Source organism: Collinsella ihumii (genome assembly GCF_030385545.1).
Classification (GTDB): Bacteria; Actinomycetota; Coriobacteriia; order Coriobacteriales; family Coriobacteriaceae; genus Collinsella; species Collinsella ihumii.
In genome coordinates this window covers 349,350-367,767 of record NZ_JAUEIQ010000001.1, presented here as the reverse complement: position 1 = coordinate 367,767, position 18,418 = coordinate 349,350, and the positions used below count along the sequence as shown (strand labels likewise).

Genomic DNA, 18,418 nt, shown 5'->3' with positions numbered 1-18,418 from the left:
CCCTTCCCTCACAGGGGAGCCGACGGCAACGTATCATGTGGGGGACATCGATTCTTCTGGAGGCTCATGGCTCTCTCACTTCTCGACCGCCTGCGCGCCCGACGCGCAGCTCGCGCGGCCGCCCGCGCCGTCGGCAAGCCGCAGTACCGCACCGTTCCCGCAAGCTCCGTGCCGCCCGCGACGCCGGCGCGCACGCCGTCGCGCCCGCATCGCACCGGCCCTATCGCCCGTCTCGTCAACCGCTGGTGGAACCGCCTGCTGCAATCCGTCTACGAGGGCTCCCTCTCTGAGCAGGAGGCCCAGTACGAAGAGGGCAGCACCACGCGCGACTACCTGTGGAACACCGTCGGCACCTCGGTCTGGGGGTTCACCTTCCCGCTGCTCACCGTCGTGGCGACCCAGCTTGCCGGCGTCGAGGGCGCCGGCATGTTCTCCATGGCGTTCGTCGTGGGCACCCTGCTGATGATCGCGTCGAACTACGGCATCCGCAACTACCAGGTCTCGGACATCGAGGAGGCGAACTCGTTTTCCTCCTACCAGATCAACCGCTGGCTGACGGGCATCGCCGCTCTTGCGGTCGGCGCGCTGTACTGCGCCCTGCGCGACTACGACGCCTCCATGACGACCATCTGCGCGGGCGTGTTCGTCTACAAGGTGCTCGACGGCGTCGCCGACGTCTACGAGGGCCGGCTCCAGCAGGCCGACAAGCTCTATCTCGCCGGCATCAGCCAGGCGCTGCGCTCCGTCGCGATCGTGGCGGCGTTCTCCGTGCTCCTGTTCGTGACGCGCAGCCTGGAGATCGCCTCGGCGGGCATGGCGATCGCCGCCGCCGCGACCTTCGTGCTCGTCACCGTCCCGCTCGCCCTGCTTGAGACCGAGAAGTCGCGTCCGGCGAGCATGAAGGAGGTGGCGCGCCTGTTCACGCAGGGCTTCCCGCTGTTTTGCGCCCTGTTCATGTTCAACCTCATCGAGAGCATGCCCAAGTTCGTGATGGAGGGGTCCATCGCCTACGAGAACCAGCTCTACTTCAACGCGCTGTACTTCCCGGCGCAGGGAATCCTGCTGGCGACGGGCTTTATCTACAAGCCGCAGCTCGTGCGCCTGGCGAGCATCTGGTCGAACCCGCGCAAGCGCCGTCGATTCGACCTCATCATCGGCGCCGTCGTGGGCGTGGTCGTCATCATCTCGATCGTGTGCGGGATCTTTTTGGGCTCGATCGGCATCCCGCTCATGAGCTTCATGTACGGCGTCGACTTCGAGCAGTTCCGCCCGCTCGCCTACTGCATGGTCGCCGCCGGCGGCGTCACGGCCGTCATCGATTTCCTGTACGCGATCATCACCGTGCTGAGGCGCCAGAGCGACGTGATCCGCCTGTACCTCATCGCGTTCGCGGCGTCGGTCGCGCTGCCGCTCGCGCTCGTGAACCTGTTCGGCCTCGCGGGCGCCGTGGCGAGCTACCTCGCCGTGATGGCGCTGCTGCTCTGCCTGCTGGTCTGGCAATACGCCCAGATCCGCAAGGAGATCACGCGCCGAGCCGACCCCTTCGCCTAGGAAACCTTTTATTGGCCGATACGGGCCCGTGGCCTTCCGGGGGCGCCTTTCGCGCTTCGCCGCCACGCGACGGGCAGGCAGATTCCGGGCCCCGTATGCGCGCAGTGGGCAAACCGCACCGCAAAACTCCAGGAATGAGAGGGTTACTATTTTTTGAAAATGAATTTGGTATCAATTCGGAAAGTACAGAGGGAAAACGGCCATATCTGACAAGCCTGTGACCTGCGGTTTCTTTGACCGATAGATTCCAGCGGTCCCGTGAGGGGCACTCGATCCGCCCGGAGGCGGCCCTTATTGCCCAAGAATTGATATCAAATTCAAAACAGGGCATCCGCGCACCTTGGTAAAACCTTTTATCAAGGTGCGATTCTGCACATGGGCGGATACAGCGGCCCCTTCTGCGTCAGGCGCCCTCTTCGATGGTCCCGTAGAAGACGGCGTGGTCGTCGAGGCGCATGATTCCCACGCGCCCGTGGGGCGCGCCCGCGGCGGCCGAGCAGTCGATGTCGATGCGGTCGGCCACACCGAACGTGTCCCAGCAGGCTCCGACCTCGACCATGTTCGCCCGATCGTCCTCGTTGAGCACCGGCCCGCCCATCATCTCGGCGTAGCGCGCCAGCAGCACCGTCGGCGTGTGCCCCGAGATGACGACGGGGCCGCGCCCGTCGGGACCGACCAGGCCGGTCGGCTCCCCCCAGAAGGCCCCGCGCGTCCACAGCAGGTCCTCGGGATCCTGCTCGGCGAGCGCCGCGCGCCACACGTCCTCCGGCACGTCGCCGTATCCGGTGTCCGCGCTGAAGCCGGCCGTTGCCAGATAGCCGCGCAGACCCAGCGCGTCGATGCCGGCATGCGCGAGCAGATACGTCCTTTCACCCGCGTTCACCACGTCGAACAGCGGCAATGCCGAGATCCAGCGGATGATGTCCACGTACTCGTCGTGCGGGCAGGCGTCGAGGCCGGCGGCCGTGGACGAGCCGCCGTTCATCTCCCAGGTCAGAAGATCGAGCTGCGTTCCCGATGAGATCGTGTTGAGCAGCATGTCCTCATGGTTGCCCATCAGGACCTGCGCGTTGGGGAGGCTCCGGACCAATCGCAGCACGCCCACCGGATCGGGTCCGCGGTCGACCATGTCTCCGAGCACGTAGAGCCTGTCGTCGGCGCCAAGGGAGATCTGCTCGAGTGCCGCATCGAATGCGCGCAGATGGCCGTGCGCATCGGAGGTAACATATGTCGCCATGGCCTGCCTCGCAATCCTTAAACTTCAAGTTGAACGTTATTGTACACGTTTCCCGCTACCGCATCCGAGCCGGCACCAATCCCCCATGCGAGATTACGCACCGGTTAACGAAAACGCATAAAATACTTTGCTATGCTAGAGTTAGGCGCACTTTGCAATCGACTCAGGTCTGGAGGTCGCGTATATATGGCACGCGTGCACAACTTCTCCGCCGGCCCCGCCGCCCTTCCGCTCGAGGTGCTCGAGCAGACGGCGTCCGAGCTGATCGACTACCGCGGATGCGGCATGTCCGTGCTGGAGATGAGCCACCGTTCGGCCGCATACCAGCGCATCTACGATGAGACCGAGGCCTGCCTGAGACGCATCCTGAGCATTCCCGACACCTACCAGGTGCTCTTCTTGCAGGGCGGGGCGACGCTCGAGTTCGCCGCCATCCCGCTGAACCTCATGCGTCGAGGGCGGGCGGGCTACGTGGTATCGGGCAACTTCGCCAAGAAGGCATGGGAGGAGGCCCGCCGCTACGGTGAGGCGGTCGCGCTCGCCTCGAGCGAGGACACGAACTTCGACCGCATCCCCGATCTTTCCCCCGTCGCCGAGCGCGCCGCATGCGGCGACCTCGACTACATCCACATCTGCCAGAACAACACCATCTTCGGCACGATGTACCACGAGCTCCCGAGCACCGGCGAGGTGCCGCTCGTGGCCGACGTGTCGAGCTGCTTCCTCTCGATGCCGCTCGACATCGAGCGCTACGGGGTCGTCTACGCGGGCGCGCAGAAGAACGCGGGCCCCGCGGGCGTGACCGTCGTCATCGTGCGCCGGGACCTGATCGAGGACGGTCCGGCGCTGCCCATCTGCCCGACCTATCTCGACTGGCGCACCCAGGCAGCGAAGGGCTCCATGCTCAACACGCCCAACACGTTCGGCATCTACCTGTGCGGCAAGGTCTTCGCCTGGATCGAACGCACCGGCGGGCTCGCCGCCATGGAGCAGCGGAACCGCGCCAAGGCGGAGCTGCTCTACAGCCTGCTCGACGGCATCGACCTGTTCTTTGGCACGGCCCAGCCCGCCTCGCGCTCGATCGCCAACGTGACGTTCAGGACCGCCTCCCCCGAGCTCGACGCCGCCTTCATCGCCGGCGCGCGCGAGCGCGGCATCGAGGGCATCGCGGGGCACCGCCTCGTGGGAGGCATGCGCGCGAGCATCTACAACGCCGTCGACATGGCGTCGGTCGAGGCGCTCGCCGCGTACATGACCGAGTTCGAAGAGAACCGGCGCACGCAGACGCGATCTTCGTAGCCCGCTGACACGCGGGCCCCTCTCGACCGTTACGGCAACACAACGAAGATCGACAAAGGAGATCGTTCCATGCGCTACATCAAGACCATCGATGACATCACCAAGGACGGCAACGTCGAGTTCGGCGAGGGCTACGAGTTCGTCGAGCGCACCGAGGACGCCGACGCCATCCTCATGCGCTCCACCGACCTGCACGGCTACGAGCTTCCCGACGGCATCCGCGCCATCGCGCGCTGCGGGGCGGGCGTCAACAACATCCCCGTCGAGGAGTACGCCAAGCGCGGCGTCGTGGTGTTCAACTCCCCCGGCGCCAACGCCAACGCCGTGAAGGAGATCGTCATCGCCATGATGATCCTGTCCAGCCGCGGCATCGTCCAGTCCATGGAATGGGTGAGGAACAACGCCGGCGACCCCGACATCCTCGTCAACGCCGAGAAGGCGAAGAAGGCGTTCGTGGGCCACGAGCTCAAGGGCAAGCGCATCGGCGTCATCGGCCTGGGCAACGTGGGCTCCAAGGTCGCCAACGCAGCCGTGAGCCTCGGCATGAACGTGTACGGCTACGACCCGTTCATCTCCGTCGAGCACGCGTGGGCGCTCTCCCAGGACGTGCAGCGCGTGGGCACGCTCGAGGACCTGTGCCGCGGGTGCGACTACCTCACCCTCCACGTGCCGTCCAAGGCCGACACCGTCGGCATGATCTCCACCGAGCAGCTCGACCTGCTCGCCCCGGGCGCGGTGCTCGTCAACTTCGCGCGCGAGACCATCGTGGACGAGGACGCCGTGGACACCGCCCTGCATCGCGGGCAGCTGTCCTGGTTCGCCACCGACTTCGCCACGCCGAAGACCGTGCTCATGCCCAACACGTTCATCACCACGCATTCCGGCGCGGGCACGGGCGAGGCCGAGGCCAACTGCGCCGACATGGCGATCTCCGAGCTCAAGGACTACCTGGAGAACGGCAACATCGCGCACTCCGTGAACTATCCGGCCTGCTCCATGGGCAAGGCGCGCGCCGCGAGCCGCATCGCCTGCCTGCATGCCAACGTGCCGAACATGATCGGCCAGATCACGCGGATCCTGGCGGACGACAACGCCAACGTCCAGCGCATGGTCAACGAGAGCGCAGGCGAGAACGCCTACACCATGTTCGACACCGACGAGCATCTCGACAGCAGCACGATCGAGGCGCTGAAGAGGATTCCCGCCGTCTACCGCGTGCGCGTCATCAAGTAGCACCAGCAACCGAAACGAGGAGTCGACATGTATTCCGCTTGGGAGCTCGCGCAGCAGCTCGTGGGGATCGACAGCTCCGACCCCGGGGCATATGAGGGCGAGATCGAGCAGGCCATCAAGCAGCTGGTCGAGCACCGGCTGGCGCAGATGCCCTCCGAGCTCGCGGCGTGCGTGGACATCGAGGAGCTCGAGGTGCTGCCCGGACGCTGCGACCTCATGGTCACCGTGCCGGGCACCACCGACGAGGAGCGGCTTGTCTACATCTGCCATATGGACACCGTGACCTTGGGCGAGGGATGGAGCGACGACACGCCGCCGCTCGGCGCGGTCGTGCGCGACGGGCGGCTGTACGGACGCGGCGCCTGCGACATGAAAGGCGGGCTCGCATGCGCCCTGTCGGCGCTGTTCTCGCTGCTCGACGAGGTCGAGCGCAAGCAAGCGCTGCCCCGGCGCGGATTCTCGCTCATCTGCTCGGTGGACGAGGAGGACCTGATGCGCGGCGTCGAGGCCGCGATCGAGGCCGGCTGGGTCGGCTCCGGCGAGTGGGTGCTCGACACCGAGCCCACCGACGGGCAGATCCAGGTCGCGCACAAGGGGCGCACGTGGTTCGAGCTCACGATGGAGGGCGTGACGGCCCACGCGAGCCAGCCCTGGCAGGGAGCGGACGCCATCGCGGCCATGGCGGAGGCCATCTGCCACATCCGCCGTGCGTTTGCCCAACTGCCCGCGCACGAGGAGCTGGGTCCCTCGACGGTCACGTTCGGCATGATCTCGGGCGGCTACCAGCCCTATGTCGTCCCCGACCGCTGCCAGGTCTCGATCGACATGCGCCTCGTGCCGCCAACGGACACGGCGGCCGCGCGCCGCATCGTGGAGGAGGCGTGCGCCGCCGCCGAGGGCGCCGTGCCGGGCACCCGCGGCACCTATGTCATCACCGGCGACCGGCCCGCCGTCGAGCGCGACCCCGACTCGCCGCTGCTCGCCGCCCTGCTTGCAAGCACCGAGGCCTGCGGCGCGCCCGCCGAGGTCGGCTTTTTCACGGGCTACACCGACACCGCCGTCATCGCGGGGCGCTGCGCCAACAGCAACTGCATGAGCTACGGGCCGGGCTCGCTCGCCCGCGCGCACAAGCCGGACGAATTCGTGCCGCGCACCGACATCGAGCGCGTGGAGCGCGTGCTCACCGAACTGACCCGCCGCGAGCTCTGGTGACGAGAAGCACAAAGGCGCCCCTTCCCGTCTGCGGGAAGGGGCGCCTTCCATTTGCCTAGGGAAACACTGATCGATTCATTCCGCACCGGTCGGCCCCGTGCCGGGCGCCTGCGGGCTCAGGCTGCGTCGGCGCAGGTACACTGCGCCTTCCTCGCCTTCGCCCGCATCCGCCTCGCCACGGGACCGACCGCCGCGAAAGCAATTGGTCAGTGCTTCCCTAGACGATGAGCGCCATAAGCGGGATCGTGAGGATCGAGGCGAACACCGATAGGAACATACCCTGCATGACCGGCTTGGCGTCCATGCCGTACATGAGGCAGTACAGGATGCCGTTCGTCGCTACCGGCATGGCCTGGCCGAGCACGATGACCGACAGGATCAGCGGCGTCGCGGCGAACCCGCGCAGGGTCGCGAACAGCAGCAGCGGCACGCCGACCAGCCTCAGCGCGGTCGCCACGTAGGCGCGCCAGTTGCTCAGCATCTCGCGCGCCGAATAGTTCGCCAGCGACGAGCCGCAGATCAGCAGCGCCGCGGGCGTCGTGAAGGCGCCCACGTTGGACAGGCCGTCGCCGACCACGCCGAAATCGTTGATGCCGACGAGGGCGAACGCCAGCACGATCAGGCTCGCCACGAGCATGGGCGAGACGAGCCGCTTCGCGCTCGCGCGCAGGGCCTTGGCAAGGCCGCCTTCCGGCAAGCCCGAGATCATGAGCATGCCGATGCTGCTCGACAGGATGTACCAGGGGATGTTCGCGATGGCGGCATAGAGCACCGCGTCGGGTCCGAGCACGGCGCTCAGCACGGGGAAACCGATGAAGCCCACATTGCCGAACGCGATGACGAAGCTGTATGCGCCGGATTCGGGCGCGCGCATCAGCCTCGGGGCGATCAGCGCCACGATGACGGCCATGACGTAGCCCGCGGCGGACAGGGCGAGCAGCTGCAGCAGCTCGGTCGCCGGCGGCAGCTCGCGACCGCACACCGAGACCAGGATCATGCACGGCAGCGTGATGTTGATCACCAGCTTGGACAGCGCGCTGTCGAAATCTCCGCCCAGAAAGCCGAGCTTATGCGCCACGTAGCCGATCAGGATGGGGATGGCAAGCGTGACCATCTGCAGCGCCGTTTCGATAAATCCCATAGGTGGAGCTCGCATTCCCTCGTGGTGTGCAACAGGTGTATAAGAATACACCCAACGTCTTTCCTTTGGTTACATCATGGGGCTCCCCGCTACGCACGCCACGCGCGGCGCGTGCCCTGCGGTATGATGGCTGTGGTTCGACCGGCCGATCCACGATCAGAAAGGCATCCCATGCGCGTCCTCCCCTTCCCCTGCATCCGCCCCGTCCCTGAGCACGCCTCCGACGTCGCGGCCCTGCCCTACGACGTCTTCGACCGCGCGGAGGCAGCCGAATACGTGCGCACGAGGCCCCTGTCCTTCCTGAACATCGATCGTCCCGAGACGCAGTTCGCACCGGATCAGGACATGTACGCGCCGGAGGTCTACGCCCGCGCAGCCGAGATGCTCGAGCAGCGCATCGAGGACGGGACGTACTTCTCGGATTCGAACCGCGCCTACTACATCTACGAGCTGCGGATGGACGGACATGCGCAGACGGGCGTGGTGGCCATCTGCTCAATCGACGAATACGAGGACGGCACCATCAAGCGCCATGAGCTCACGCGCGAGGACAAGGAGCGCGACCGCATCGAGCACATGCGCGCGCTCGGGTGCCAGACGGGCCCGATCTTTCTCACCTACCGCGACCAGCCGGTGCTCGACATCATCATCAACGCGGCGAAGGAGTCCTCGCCGATCTATCGCTTCACCGACGACGAGGGCGTGGAGCAGATCGTGTGGGAGGTCGCGCGCACCGATGCCGTCGAGGCGATCCACGCCATGTTCGAGCATGTCCCGTGCGCCTACATCGCCGACGGGCATCACCGCACCGCATCGGCCGTGAAGGTCGCGCAGGCCATGCGCGACGAGGCGCGCGCCGCCGGCACGCTGACCGGCAAGGAGCCGTTCAACTTCTTCCTGTCCGTCCTGTTCCCGGCGAGCCAGCTGACGATCCTGCCGTACAACCGCGTGGTGGCAGATCGTGCGGGGCTGACCGTCGACGAGCTGCTCGCACGCGTGCGCGAAGCGGGCTTCACCGTCGACGCCGCCCCTACGGCGGTGGTCCCCTCGTCCGCGGGAGCGTTCGGGATGTTCACCGATGGGCGCTGGTGGCAGCTGGCCCTGGGCGAGGAGCTCGCCTCCCAGATCGCCGACGGAGACCCCGTCTCCGCGCTCGACGTGTCCGTGCTTCAGGAGCGAGTGCTCGCCCCGGTGCTGGGCATCGGCGACGTGCGCAGCGACCCCCGCATCTCCTTTGTGGGTGGCATCCGAGGCGTGGACGAGCTCGAGCGCCGCGCGGGCGCCGAGGGCGTGGCGTTCTCGATGTACGCCACCTCCATCGACCAGCTGCTCGCCGTGGCGGATGCGGGCCTGCTCATGCCGCCCAAGTCGACCTGGTTCGAGCCCAAGCTCCGCAGCGGCCTGTTCATCCACCGCATCGCCCGTTCCTAATGGGTCATTTGGGAACGGGTTCGTTTCAACCCATCCCGACGTGAGCGCGACATGGCGCCTCAGAATACCAGCGCCCGCAGGATTCTCGCGAGTCCTGCGGGCGCTCTTTTCGTCCGGACGGCCTCAGCCCTCCTTCTGCTCCTCGCTCGTCACGATGCGATCGAGCGAGAAGGCCGAACCATCGAAGGAAAACAGCATGATGGAGCAGTTGCCCGGCAGGTCGACCCTGCCGCTATCCTCATAGCCCAGCGCGTGCGCGAGGAACTCGCGACAAGACGAACCGGAGGACACGGCGAGCACGCACTCGTGACCGGGCCGCCGCATGATCTCGGACAGCGTCTCGACCATGCGCCTCCTGACCTCCATCTGGCCCTCCCCGCCGAAGCGCTTGAAGAAGTCGCCCCAGGGCTTGGGGAACATAATGTTGGAATGCTCCGCCTCGAAGGTGCCGAAATACCATTCGCGAAGACCGTCCTCGCAGCTATAGGGCATACCGGTGATGCATTCGAGCGTTCGCTGCGTCCGCGTGAGCGTCGAGGCGTATGCGTGATCGAACACGACGCCCTCGCGCTCGAGGTACGCCCCGGCGCGACGCGCCTGCTCCCAACCGAGATCCGTGAGGGGCGAGTCGCACCAGCCTTGAATCAGCCCCTTGACGTTGAACAGCGTCTCACCGTGGCGCACAAGATAGAGATGTCTGGTCATCAGGGTTCCCACCGCCTTACAATCCGACAATCCGCGGCGCTACATCGCACGGTTCTTCGCCGCCGCGGCGCGGGCGGCGTCGATCACCGCGGCGCGGAAACCGCCGGACTCGAGCGCGGATACGGCCTCGATCGTCGTGCCCGCGGGCGAGGACACCATGTCCTTCAGCACCGCCGGGTGCACCCCGGTCTCAAGCAGGTACTTCGCCGTGCCCAGCACCGCCTGCTCGGCGAAGGTGTAGGCCTGCGCGCGCGGCATGCCCTCGGCCACGGCTGCATCGGCCAGGGCCTCGATGAACACGCATACGTACGCCGGCGAGCTGCCGGACGCGGCGATCACGGCGTCGATGAGGTGCTCGGGCACCACCTCGGCGCGGCCGAAGCTTTCGAACAGCTCCTGCACGCGCGCGCACTCCTCGGCGCTCACCTGCGCGTTCGGTGTCAGCGAGCTCATGCCCGCAAGCACCATCGCCGGCAGGTTGGGCATCACGCGCACAATCTTGCGCTCGGAGCCCAACAGGCCCTCCAGGCGCGCGAGCGTCACGCCGGCGGCGATGGACACCACGAGCGCATCGGGCGCCACGGTGTCGGCAAGGCCGCGCACCACGTCGTCCAGATACTGCGGCTTCACCGCGATGATGACCATGGCCGCGTCGCGCACCGCCTCGACGTTGTCGCAGGTGCCCGCGCACCCCAGCTCACCGGCAAGCCGCGAGGACGCCGCCTCGCTCACGTCCGACACCACGATGTCGCACGCGTCGATGAGGCCCGCGCCCACGATGCCCTTCACGATCGCGCTGCCCATGTTGCCGCAGCCGATGAGGGCCAATTCCTTATGCATGATGCTTATCCTTTCCCGTGATACGAATGGTTCAGCGTCTCCCCAGAGCCGCTAAAACGCCTGCTCCGTACGGTTGATGATCTCGTCTTGCAGCTCGCGGCCCAGGTTACACCACTTCTCGGAGAAGCCCGCCACGCGCACGATGAGGTCGCGGTAGTTCTCCGGATGCTCGCGCGCGTCGAGCAGCGTGGCGCGATCGATGATGTTGAACTGGATGTGGTGCCCGCCCATGTCGAAGTAGGTGCGCACGAGGTCGGCCAGGTTCTCCAGGCCGCGCTCGCCCTCGATGGCCGCCGGCGCGAACTTCTGGTTCAGCAGCGTGCCTCCCGTGGAGGCGTGATCCATCTTGGCACACGACGCGATCACGGCGGTCGGGCCGTTCACGTCCGCCCCGCGCTCCGGCGAGATGCCGTCGGAGACCGGCTCGCCCGCCAGGCGTCCCGACGGGGACGCTCCCGTGACCTCGCCGAAATAGATATGGCAGGTGGTGGGCAGCATGTCGACGCGCCACTCGCCGCGGCGCATGTTGGGGCGCCCGGTCACCGCGTCGCGAAAGCACGCGAATACCGAGCGCATGATGTCGTCGGCGTAATCGTCGTCGTTGCCGTACTTGGGCGTGCGGCGGCTCACCATGCCGCGCAGCGCCGCGAAGCGCTCGCCCTCGAAGTTCGCGTCGAGCGCATCCATCATCTCGCCCATCGGCACCCGGTGCTCGTCGAACACGTTGAGGCGCAGCGACGCCAGCGCGTCGGTGATGGAGCCGATACCCACGCCCTGCAGGTAGGTGGTGTTGTAGCGCGCGCCGCCGGCGTTGTAGTCCTGGCCGCGCGCGATGCAGTCCTCGGTCATGATAGACATGAACGGCACCGGGTTCAGCCGTGCGCACAGCTGCGTGTTGATGTTGGAGCCGCGCACCTTGATGTCGATGAAGTGGCGCATCTGGGCGCAGTAGGCGTCGAACAGCTCGTCATAGCTGGCAAAACCGCGCGGGTCGCCCGTCGTGAGGCCGATGAGCTTGCCCGTGCGCGGGTCCACGCCGTTATGCAGCGTGACCTCGAGGATCTTGGGCAGGTTGAAGTAGCCCGTCAGCGGATAGGCCTCGTAGCCCCAGCAGCCCGTCTCCACGCAGCCCGACGCCCCGCCGCGGCGCGCATCGGCCAGGCTCTTGCCGGCCGCCAGCAGCTCGTCGACGATCTCCTCGGTGCTGTAGAAGGCCGGCTGGCCCCATCCGGCGCGCGCCACCTCGCAGGCGCGCAGCAGGAAGCGGCGCGGCGTCTTGCGCGAGATCTGCACGTTGGAGTTCGGCTGGATGAACATCATCTCGTCCATGCAGTCCAAGATGAGGTAGGACACCTCGTTCACGCCGTCGGTGCCATCGGGCGTGATGCCGCCGGTGTTGATGTTGGCGAAATCGCTGTACGTGCCGCTCTCCTTGAGCGTCACGCCCACCTTGGGCGGCGCGGGCTGGTTGTTGAACTTCACCCACAGGCATTCCAGCAGCTCGAGCGCGCGGTCGCGGTCGAGCGCGCCAGACGCCACGTCGGCGCGGTAGTGGCCGATGAGATGCTGGTCGAGGCGGCCGGGCGTGTAGGCGTCCCACGGGTTCGTCTCGCTCGTGATGGCCAGGTGGATGAACCAGTAGCGCTGGATCCACTGCCAGAACGTCTGCGGGCGCTCGGTCGCGACGACGCGGCAGTTCTCGGCGATCTGCGACAGCTCGGCGGCGCGCACGGGATCGGACTCATCGACCGCCATGGCGCTCGCCAGCTCGGCGTAGCGGATGGCAAGTGTCTGCACGCCCTCGAGGGCGATAAGCATGCCCGAGAGCTCGTCGCGCTTGGCCACGGCGTGCTCGTCGGCCAGGTAGTCGAGGCCCGCCAGCGCGGCCTCGATGTCGGCGCGGATCTCGCCGAAGCCCGCGCGCACGCCGCGCTCGGAGCCCAGGCAGGTGTGCCCGCCGGCGCGCTGCTCGTAGAACTCGGTGAAGATGCCCGCCTCGTAGGCGTCGTGCCAGGCGGGCTCCTGCGCGCGCATGATGGCGTCGCGGCTCGCGCGGCCCGTCCAGTACGGGATCACGATGTCGCGCTGCACGGCCAGGTCGTCCTCGGTGACGGTGAAGTTGACCTGCTCGCGGTCGTTCATGTTGTGCATATCCTCGAGCGTATGGCAACACAGCTCGGGGAAGGTAGGCGCCGCCTGCGGGCCGCGCCCCTTCTCGCCCACGATAAGCTCGCCCGGCTCGATGGAGATGCTCTTGTGCGCGAAGTAGTCGCGCAGCACAAGGCCGCGCAGCTCAGGGATGGAGACCGTGCCCTCGTAGCGCAGGCAGGTCGCCGTCTCGATGAGCGCCCGCTCCATGTCGAGGTAGGGCTGGGTGGTCTCGGACTGATGGCGCAGCCGCTTCACGCGCTCGTTCATGCCGCGGTCGTCCTCCCACGTGGCATGCGACGTGGTCCGCGTGGGCGCGGCATGCGAGCGCACCGCGGCGAGCGCGTCGCGGATCGCCTGGAAGCGCGGGTCGTCGAGCGTGGAGGATGCGGCGGGCTGCTCGACGCCCGTCGGCTTGCCCGCCTCCATGGCGACCTCCCCCGTATCGGTGTTCCCTGTCATATCAACCCCCGATTTCCACCTGCAATAAGCCGCGCTCGCGCAGCAGGTCGCGCAGGTGCTCCATCGTCTGCGCCGAGGGCACCGCGAACGCGCCAGCCGGCGCGGCGCGACCCAGGCGCGCGTACTTTCCATTACCCGTTGTATGATACGGCAGCAGGCTAACCGGGCACAGCCCCGCATAAGACTTGATGGCCTCCGCGGCGGCGATGATATCGTCGTCGCCGCTGTTCACGGGCTCGACGATGGGCATGCGCACGTTGATATGCGCGCCGTGTTCCGCGAGGTAGGCCAGGTTCTCCAAGATGGCCCCGTTCGGCGCGCCCGTGAGCGCCCGATGGGTCGTCTCGTCGGCAACCTTGATGTCATAGAGCCAGAGGTTCACGAAAGGCAGCAGCCGCTCCAGATGCGCGCGGGGTGCCGCGCCGCACGTGTCAGCCGCCACGTGCACGCCCTCCTCGCGCAGCAGGCGGCAAAGCTCGACCAGGTAATCGATGTCCTGTGCCAGGCACTCCCCGCCCGACAGCGTGACGCCGCCGCCCGATTTCTCGTAGAACATGCGGTCGCGCAGCAGACGGCGGACAAGCTCGGCGGGCGGGGGCGCGGGTTCGCCGGCGATCTCGCGCAACCCCTGCGGGCACGCGTCCGCGCAGGCCCCGCACGCCGTGCAGCGGGCACGATCGGTGCGGGCGACGCCGCGCTCCGGGTCGATCTCGATGGCGCGCTGCGGGCAGGCCCGCGCGCAGAGGCCGCAGCTGCGGCAGCGCTCCTCGTCCACCATGAGCTCGGGCGCGAACGCCTGCGACTCGGGATTGTGGCACCATGCGCACGCCAGCGGACAGCCCTTGAAGAACACCGTGGTGCGGATCCCCGGCCCATCATGGGTCGAGAACCGTTGCATGTTGAAGATAAGCGGGGCCGTCCCCATACGAGCCTCCCGGTGCGCGCGGTGCAAAGACGCCACCATTGTAGTGGTACATTTTGGGACGGGGTCGCTTTTGGACACGGGTTCACGGGGGCGACATCGTGCCGTTTGTGCCCCAATGGCGCAAGGGCACACGCGAGCGCGCTTCTAGGCTCCCGGAGTGCACGGGGAGGTCGCCGCATCCGCCCGCGTGCAAAACCGCACCTTGGTAAAAGGTTTAACCAGGGCCTGCGGACGCTTCGTTTTGAATTTGGTATCAAGTCTTGGGCAATAAGGGCCACGTATGAGCGAATCGGATACCCCTTCCGAGGCCTCCGGAATCGATCGTGTGGAAAAAACGCAGGTCACAGGCTTGTCAAATATGGCCGCTTCCCTTTCGTACTTCCCAATTTGATACCAAATTCATTTTCAGGAAACACTGACCCCCTCGTTCCTGCGGTTATGCGGTGCGGTTTCCCAATCTGACGCATACGGGACCTCGGGATCCGCCCGGCCCGTGCCCCCTACTCCCCGCTCGTGCGCACCCAGTTGCGGTCGAAGTCGCGCAGCAGCAGGAATATCATGGCGACTCCGAATGCGAGCGGGCGGGCGCCATCGTCCTCAAGCTCGATGCGAAAGACCGGACGGCCCGACGAGCGCAGCGCCGTCACCGTGGCGATGCGTCCGCCCTGGCGCCAGATGCTGAACTCGTCGCCCAGCACCGCGCCCTCGACGCCCACGCCCTCGCCCTCGATGGTGTAGACGGTTCGAAACTCGCCCGGCTTCCATTCGCGCCTCACCTGCACGCGCTCGAACCCCGGCACGCGCAGCTGATACACCGGATCGAAGGTCGCCCTGCCTCGATGGATGGTGCCCACGGCCTCTCCCGCACCGTTCTCGATGCGATAGTTGCTCATGCTGAACAGCGCGAACGTCCGCACCAGGCGAAACTCCGGCATGCCGGCGCGCACGGCATCGATGCGCTCGTAGTTGCCGAACACCACGCTGCCCTGCGGCTCGGGCATGGTGAGCGTGATGGGCGCGTCGGCATCCTGTGCGCCGGCAGCCTCCACGGTGGAAACCCGCTCAGAATCAGCCCCTTGGGCACTCGGATCGGACAATTCCGGCCCCACCACCAGCAGGCGATTCCGATCGCGCGCGATGGCCCGCGCCATCACGTTCGCATCGCCCTTCACCATCTCGTCGATCGTGACGCCGAACAGGGCGCTCATGAGGATGAAACTTTGGATATCCGGCGTCGTCGCGCCCGTCTCCCAATTCGATACGGTGTTGCGCGAAACCCAGATGGCGTCGGCCAGATCCGCCTGCGACATCCCCAGCGCCTCGCGCCCGCGCCTGATCTGCTCGCTCACGTTCATGATGGCATCCTTCCACTTTGCCGCGGCCCATGCGGCTACCTACCGTGTACCCCCACAGCAGCACAGGCGAGGCGAACGCGCTGCCCAAATCCTTTGGCATAGCGGCAAACGGCCGGCAGACGCGGGCGAAAGACGGCACGTGTCCGCCATCGGGAGACATGCGCGCATGACGGGGATGCCGTCAACCGGCCATGCGGAAATGCCCCACGATGTCGCCGCAGCGGGACTCCAGGAGGTCCTCTTCGTAGCGCAGCTGAAACGCGCTTTGGTGGTGGATCACATAGGGTGTGCCGCGGCTGTTACGATAGTCGGAGACGATGCCCACGTGCCCCTCGAACATCACGATGTCCCCAGGCTGCCACGAGGAGAGAAGCTCCGGATTGTTCGTGAGGCGTTGGGCATGGCGCTCGAAGTACACGAGCTGGTTGCCCGTCCTGCGGAAGTCGATGGCGGCATCGGGCGTCTCCACGTCATACGCCTCCGGGGCAGCCGCGATATCATCGGCGATGAGCCTCTGCAGGTCATAGCCCGCATCGCGCAACGCGAACGCCACGACATCTGCGCACACGCCGAAGCCGTCATCCGGATATCCGTTCGCGTAATATGCGCTTCGATAGCGCGGCCGGGTCCGAACATACGCGAGCGCCGCCCCGAGAATGTCCTGGCCGTCCTCAATGCCGTCCCCGTCGCAATCAACATGCGATCCGTCGTCGACGAAGAGTATGTCCATGTAATGCTCCGGGCGCTCGGCGGACGTCATGTTCACCGCACCCGTCGCGACGAGGACGGCAGCGACGAGCGTGAACAGCAGAAGAATCCCGCCCAGGGCTGCCGTAACGCGATGCCTCATCTGCCTTCTCATCGCAATCCCTCCCGTACCGAGCATGCTTCGAACGCGTCGATGCGCGATGTTCCCCTCCAGCTTATCAGCCCATCCTTTCGCGCTTGAAACGGGACGATTCGGTCTTGACCTTACCGTTACGTAAAGCGCTATCGTGGAGCTCGAAGGAGGGGCCATGAACGGATACCGCATCGGGGAGCTCGCGCGCATGGCGGGGATCACCACGCGCGCGCTGCGCTTTTACGAGGAGGCGGGGCTGCTTGCGCCCTCGGGCCGCAGTGAGCGCGGCTATCGGCTGTACTGCAGCGCAGACGCCGATCGGCTGCAGGAGATCTTGCTGCTGCGCCGCTGCGGCGTGGCGGTGCGCGACATCGGCCCGCTGCTGAGCACTTCGTCCGCAGAGCGCACCGAGCTGCTCGCACGCCACCTCGTGCGCCTGCGCGACGAGCAGTGCCGCCTGACGCGCCTCATCGCCACCGTCGAGCGAACGCTCGCGACTTTGGAAGGAGCTGGGTCCATGACCGATATCGAGAAGTTCGAAGGTTTCAAACGGGATCTCGTGGACAAGAACGAGGAGCGCTACGGAGCCGAGGCGCGCGAACGCTATGGAGACGACGCGGTCGACGAAAGCAACAGGAAGATGTTGAAGATGAGCAAGCAGGAGTATGCGGATTTCCGTGCGCTGGAGGAGCAGATCCGCTCCGAGTTGGAGAGGGCAGTCGGCGCGGGAGACGATCCCGCGGGCGAGACGGGCGAGCGGGTCTGCAGCATGCACCGCATTTGGCTGGGCTACACCTGGCCCGCCTATTCCGCCGAGGCGCATCGCGGGCTGGCGGAGAGCTACGTGGCAGACGATCGGTTCCGCAGCTACTACGACCGCTCCGTCGAGGGCTGCGCCGCATGGCTGCGCGACGCGATCGTCGCGCACGCGCGGTAGGCGGCGCCTTTCGGGGGGGGGTGCCGGTTGGTGCACCCTTCGCCTGCCCGACGGTTTGATGGCTCTCCATGATTCGCATGTGCGATAATCGATGCTCTCAGCGAAAGCGAGGCGCACCGCGACCGTGGTGCACGGACGACGAGCAAGGAGACGCATGGCCTGCATCCGCACCCTCTATATAGATGCTGACGCCTGCCCCGTTCTGCGCGAGGCGCTCACCTGCGCGCGGCGCGCCCATGTGCCCGTCGTCATCGTCGGCAACACCACGCAGAACCTTGCGCGGCACATCGGGCGCGACGACCCACGCGACGCCGAGCATGCCCGCGGGCGCACGGCAGATCGCCCCGGGTTTTGGGTCGACATCGTCGATGTGTCGATCGGTGCCGACAGTGCGGACTTCGCCATCGTCGAGCGCCTGCAGCCTGACGACGTGGTCGTCACGCAGGATATCGGGCTGGCGAGCATGGTGCTCGGGCGCGGGGCGGCGGCCATCGGGGTGCGCGGGCGCGTGTACTCGAGGGCGACGATCGACATGGACCTGTTCATCCGCCACGAGGAGAAGAAGGTGCGGCGTGCCGGCGGGCGCACACGGGGGCCGACGGCGTTTACCGACGAGGATCGCGAGCGGTTCGTCCGCAACCTGTCGCAGCTCCTGGCTTCGTGAAACGCTGGTCGCACGGCCCACTGTCGATGCGCGGTCTCCATGGAGGCGCCCTCCCGTGCATGAGGTGCCACCGGACAGCTCCGGAAGACGGCAGCGCAAATCCGCCATCGCACCGAACATGGCCTACGCCACCCTCGGTTGCGCCACGTTGCGCAAAAGTGGCTAGATATTTCGAATTTGCTGTTGACCCGCGCCGGCTCGGATGTCCGAGTCGGCCGGTTTGGCTATATTGGCTGGTTCTGACGGCGGGATGAGAGGCACATTCGTCCCGAATCGGGCCCCGTCAAGGGGAGATGAACCGGAAGCACAGGCTCCAGGCACATCGGCACGGGGTTTCTTACAGCAAAATAGAAATTTCTAGCCACTTTTACTGCCAGCAAATGAAAGCGGACGGCCCGTTCGCACGGAAGAGACGCTCCGAGGCGACCTTTCGCCTC

At 66.5% G+C, this 18,418-nt stretch carries 15 protein-coding genes; 7 read left to right on the top strand and 8 right to left on the bottom strand.

The genetic code is table 11. The features are described from left to right. Window positions 1-66 precede the first annotated feature (66 nt). Window positions 67-1,551 carry a lipopolysaccharide biosynthesis protein gene (locus QVN30_RS01635; protein ID WP_289835182.1) on the top strand — a complete coding sequence of 495 codons (1,485 nt, stop codon included), beginning with the start codon at window positions 67-69 and terminating at the stop codon, window positions 1,549-1,551. Window positions 1,552-1,954: 403 nt separating this feature from the next. Here QVN30_RS01635 and QVN30_RS01630 read toward each other — a convergent pair whose 3' ends face one another. Further along, the gene (locus QVN30_RS01630; RefSeq protein WP_289820980.1) at window positions 1,955-2,788 is read right to left on the bottom strand and encodes a metallophosphoesterase family protein; all 834 of its coding nucleotides are present in this window, start codon (window positions 2,786-2,788) and stop codon (window positions 1,955-1,957) included. 186 nt (window positions 2,789-2,974) lie between these two features. On the opposite strand from QVN30_RS01630, the gene serC reads away from it, so the two are divergent. The 3 genes from serC to QVN30_RS01615 all read left to right on the top strand — a co-directional run bounded on the left by serC (window position 2,975) and on the right by QVN30_RS01615 (window position 6,532). Next, window positions 2,975-4,087, top strand: a complete 1,113-nt coding sequence (gene serC, locus QVN30_RS01625; protein WP_289835179.1) for a 3-phosphoserine/phosphohydroxythreonine transaminase — start codon at window positions 2,975-2,977, stop codon at window positions 4,085-4,087. Window positions 4,088-4,156: 69 nt separating this feature from the next. Further along, window positions 4,157-5,320 carry a phosphoglycerate dehydrogenase gene (locus QVN30_RS01620; protein ID WP_087199794.1) on the top strand — a complete coding sequence of 388 codons (1,164 nt, stop codon included), beginning with the start codon at window positions 4,157-4,159 and terminating at the stop codon, window positions 5,318-5,320. 27 nt (window positions 5,321-5,347) lie between these two features. Beyond that, window positions 5,348-6,532 (top strand): M20 family metallopeptidase, encoded by a 1,185-nt coding sequence (locus QVN30_RS01615; protein ID WP_289835177.1) that lies wholly within the window; start codon window positions 5,348-5,350, stop codon window positions 6,530-6,532. A gap of 217 nt (window positions 6,533-6,749) precedes the next feature. Here QVN30_RS01615 and QVN30_RS01610 read toward each other — a convergent pair whose 3' ends face one another. Next, window positions 6,750-7,673: an AEC family transporter gene (locus QVN30_RS01610; RefSeq protein ID WP_289835176.1), complete on the bottom strand. Its 924-nt coding sequence runs from the start codon at window positions 7,671-7,673 to the stop codon at window positions 6,750-6,752. Between the two features lie 171 nt (window positions 7,674-7,844). Between QVN30_RS01610 and QVN30_RS01605 the strand changes: the two genes are divergently transcribed. Continuing rightward, the gene (locus tag QVN30_RS01605; RefSeq protein WP_289835175.1) at window positions 7,845-9,104 is read left to right on the top strand and encodes a DUF1015 domain-containing protein; all 1,260 of its coding nucleotides are present in this window, start codon (window positions 7,845-7,847) and stop codon (window positions 9,102-9,104) included. A 123-nt stretch (window positions 9,105-9,227) separates the two neighbouring features. On the opposite strand, the gene QVN30_RS01600 is transcribed toward QVN30_RS01605, so the two are convergent. From QVN30_RS01600 to QVN30_RS01575, 6 genes are all read right to left on the bottom strand, one after another. Next, window positions 9,228-9,809, bottom strand: a complete 582-nt coding sequence (locus QVN30_RS01600) for a histidine phosphatase family protein (RefSeq protein ID WP_066834358.1) — start codon at window positions 9,807-9,809, stop codon at window positions 9,228-9,230. A gap of 39 nt (window positions 9,810-9,848) precedes the next feature. Further along, window positions 9,849-10,649: a pyrroline-5-carboxylate reductase gene (proC, locus tag QVN30_RS01595; RefSeq protein WP_289835174.1), complete on the bottom strand. Its 801-nt coding sequence runs from the start codon at window positions 10,647-10,649 to the stop codon at window positions 9,849-9,851. Window positions 10,650-10,700: 51 nt separating this feature from the next. Beyond that, entirely contained in the window at window positions 10,701-13,259 is a 2,559-nt protein-coding gene (hypD, locus tag QVN30_RS01590) for a trans-4-hydroxy-L-proline dehydratase (protein WP_289835173.1), read from the bottom strand. A gap of 1 nt (window position 13,260) precedes the next feature. Next, window positions 13,261-14,184: a glycyl-radical enzyme activating protein gene (locus tag QVN30_RS01585; protein WP_289835172.1), complete on the bottom strand. Its 924-nt coding sequence runs from the start codon at window positions 14,182-14,184 to the stop codon at window positions 13,261-13,263. A gap of 500 nt (window positions 14,185-14,684) precedes the next feature. Continuing rightward, the gene (locus QVN30_RS01580; protein ID WP_204571126.1) at window positions 14,685-15,539 is read right to left on the bottom strand and encodes a helix-turn-helix domain-containing protein; all 855 of its coding nucleotides are present in this window, start codon (window positions 15,537-15,539) and stop codon (window positions 14,685-14,687) included. 181 nt (window positions 15,540-15,720) lie between these two features. Continuing rightward, a complete protein-coding gene (locus tag QVN30_RS01575) occupies window positions 15,721-16,389 on the bottom strand; it encodes a DUF1287 domain-containing protein (RefSeq protein WP_289835171.1) in 669 nt (222 codons plus the stop codon). A gap of 166 nt (window positions 16,390-16,555) precedes the next feature. Here QVN30_RS01575 and QVN30_RS01570 point away from each other — a divergent pair, with 166 nt between their 5' ends. Together QVN30_RS01570 and QVN30_RS01565 are read left to right on the top strand one after the other, a co-directional pair. Continuing rightward, on the top strand, window positions 16,556-17,317 hold the full coding sequence (locus QVN30_RS01570) for a MerR family transcriptional regulator (protein ID WP_289835170.1): 762 nt from the start codon (window positions 16,556-16,558) through the stop codon (window positions 17,315-17,317). A gap of 154 nt (window positions 17,318-17,471) precedes the next feature. After that, on the top strand, window positions 17,472-17,981 hold the full coding sequence (locus QVN30_RS01565) for a YaiI/YqxD family protein (protein ID WP_289835169.1): 510 nt from the start codon (window positions 17,472-17,474) through the stop codon (window positions 17,979-17,981). Window positions 17,982-18,418 lie beyond the last annotated feature (437 nt).

What these genes read in the sequence shown, in the direction of transcription:
- QVN30_RS01575 (WP_289835171.1), bottom strand. Translation starts at nt 16,389, where the DNA reads ATGAGGCATCGCGTTACGGCAGCCCTGGGCGGGATTCTTCTGCTGTTC.
- QVN30_RS01585 (WP_289835172.1), bottom strand. Translation starts at nt 14,184, where the DNA reads ATGGGGACGGCCCCGCTTATCTTCAACATGCAACGGTTCTCGACCCAT.
- QVN30_RS01635 (WP_289835182.1), top strand. Translation starts at nt 67, where the DNA reads ATGGCTCTCTCACTTCTCGACCGCCTGCGCGCCCGACGCGCAGCTCGC.
- QVN30_RS01565 (WP_289835169.1), top strand. Translation starts at nt 17,472, where the DNA reads ATGGCCTGCATCCGCACCCTCTATATAGATGCTGACGCCTGCCCCGTT.
- proC (WP_289835174.1), bottom strand. Translation starts at nt 10,649, where the DNA reads ATGCATAAGGAATTGGCCCTCATCGGCTGCGGCAACATGGGCAGCGCG.
- QVN30_RS01570 (WP_289835170.1), top strand. Translation starts at nt 16,556, where the DNA reads ATGAACGGATACCGCATCGGGGAGCTCGCGCGCATGGCGGGGATCACC.
- QVN30_RS01600 (WP_066834358.1), bottom strand. Translation starts at nt 9,809, where the DNA reads ATGACCAGACATCTCTATCTTGTGCGCCACGGTGAGACGCTGTTCAAC.
- hypD (WP_289835173.1), bottom strand. Translation starts at nt 13,259, where the DNA reads ATGACAGGGAACACCGATACGGGGGAGGTCGCCATGGAGGCGGGCAAG.
- QVN30_RS01630 (WP_289820980.1), bottom strand. Translation starts at nt 2,788, where the DNA reads ATGGCGACATATGTTACCTCCGATGCGCACGGCCATCTGCGCGCATTC.
- QVN30_RS01580 (WP_204571126.1), bottom strand. Translation starts at nt 15,539, where the DNA reads ATGAACGTGAGCGAGCAGATCAGGCGCGGGCGCGAGGCGCTGGGGATG.
- QVN30_RS01605 (WP_289835175.1), top strand. Translation starts at nt 7,845, where the DNA reads ATGCGCGTCCTCCCCTTCCCCTGCATCCGCCCCGTCCCTGAGCACGCC.
- QVN30_RS01615 (WP_289835177.1), top strand. Translation starts at nt 5,348, where the DNA reads ATGTATTCCGCTTGGGAGCTCGCGCAGCAGCTCGTGGGGATCGACAGC.
- QVN30_RS01610 (WP_289835176.1), bottom strand. Translation starts at nt 7,673, where the DNA reads ATGGGATTTATCGAAACGGCGCTGCAGATGGTCACGCTTGCCATCCCC.
- serC (WP_289835179.1), top strand. Translation starts at nt 2,975, where the DNA reads ATGGCACGCGTGCACAACTTCTCCGCCGGCCCCGCCGCCCTTCCGCTC.
- QVN30_RS01620 (WP_087199794.1), top strand. Translation starts at nt 4,157, where the DNA reads ATGCGCTACATCAAGACCATCGATGACATCACCAAGGACGGCAACGTC.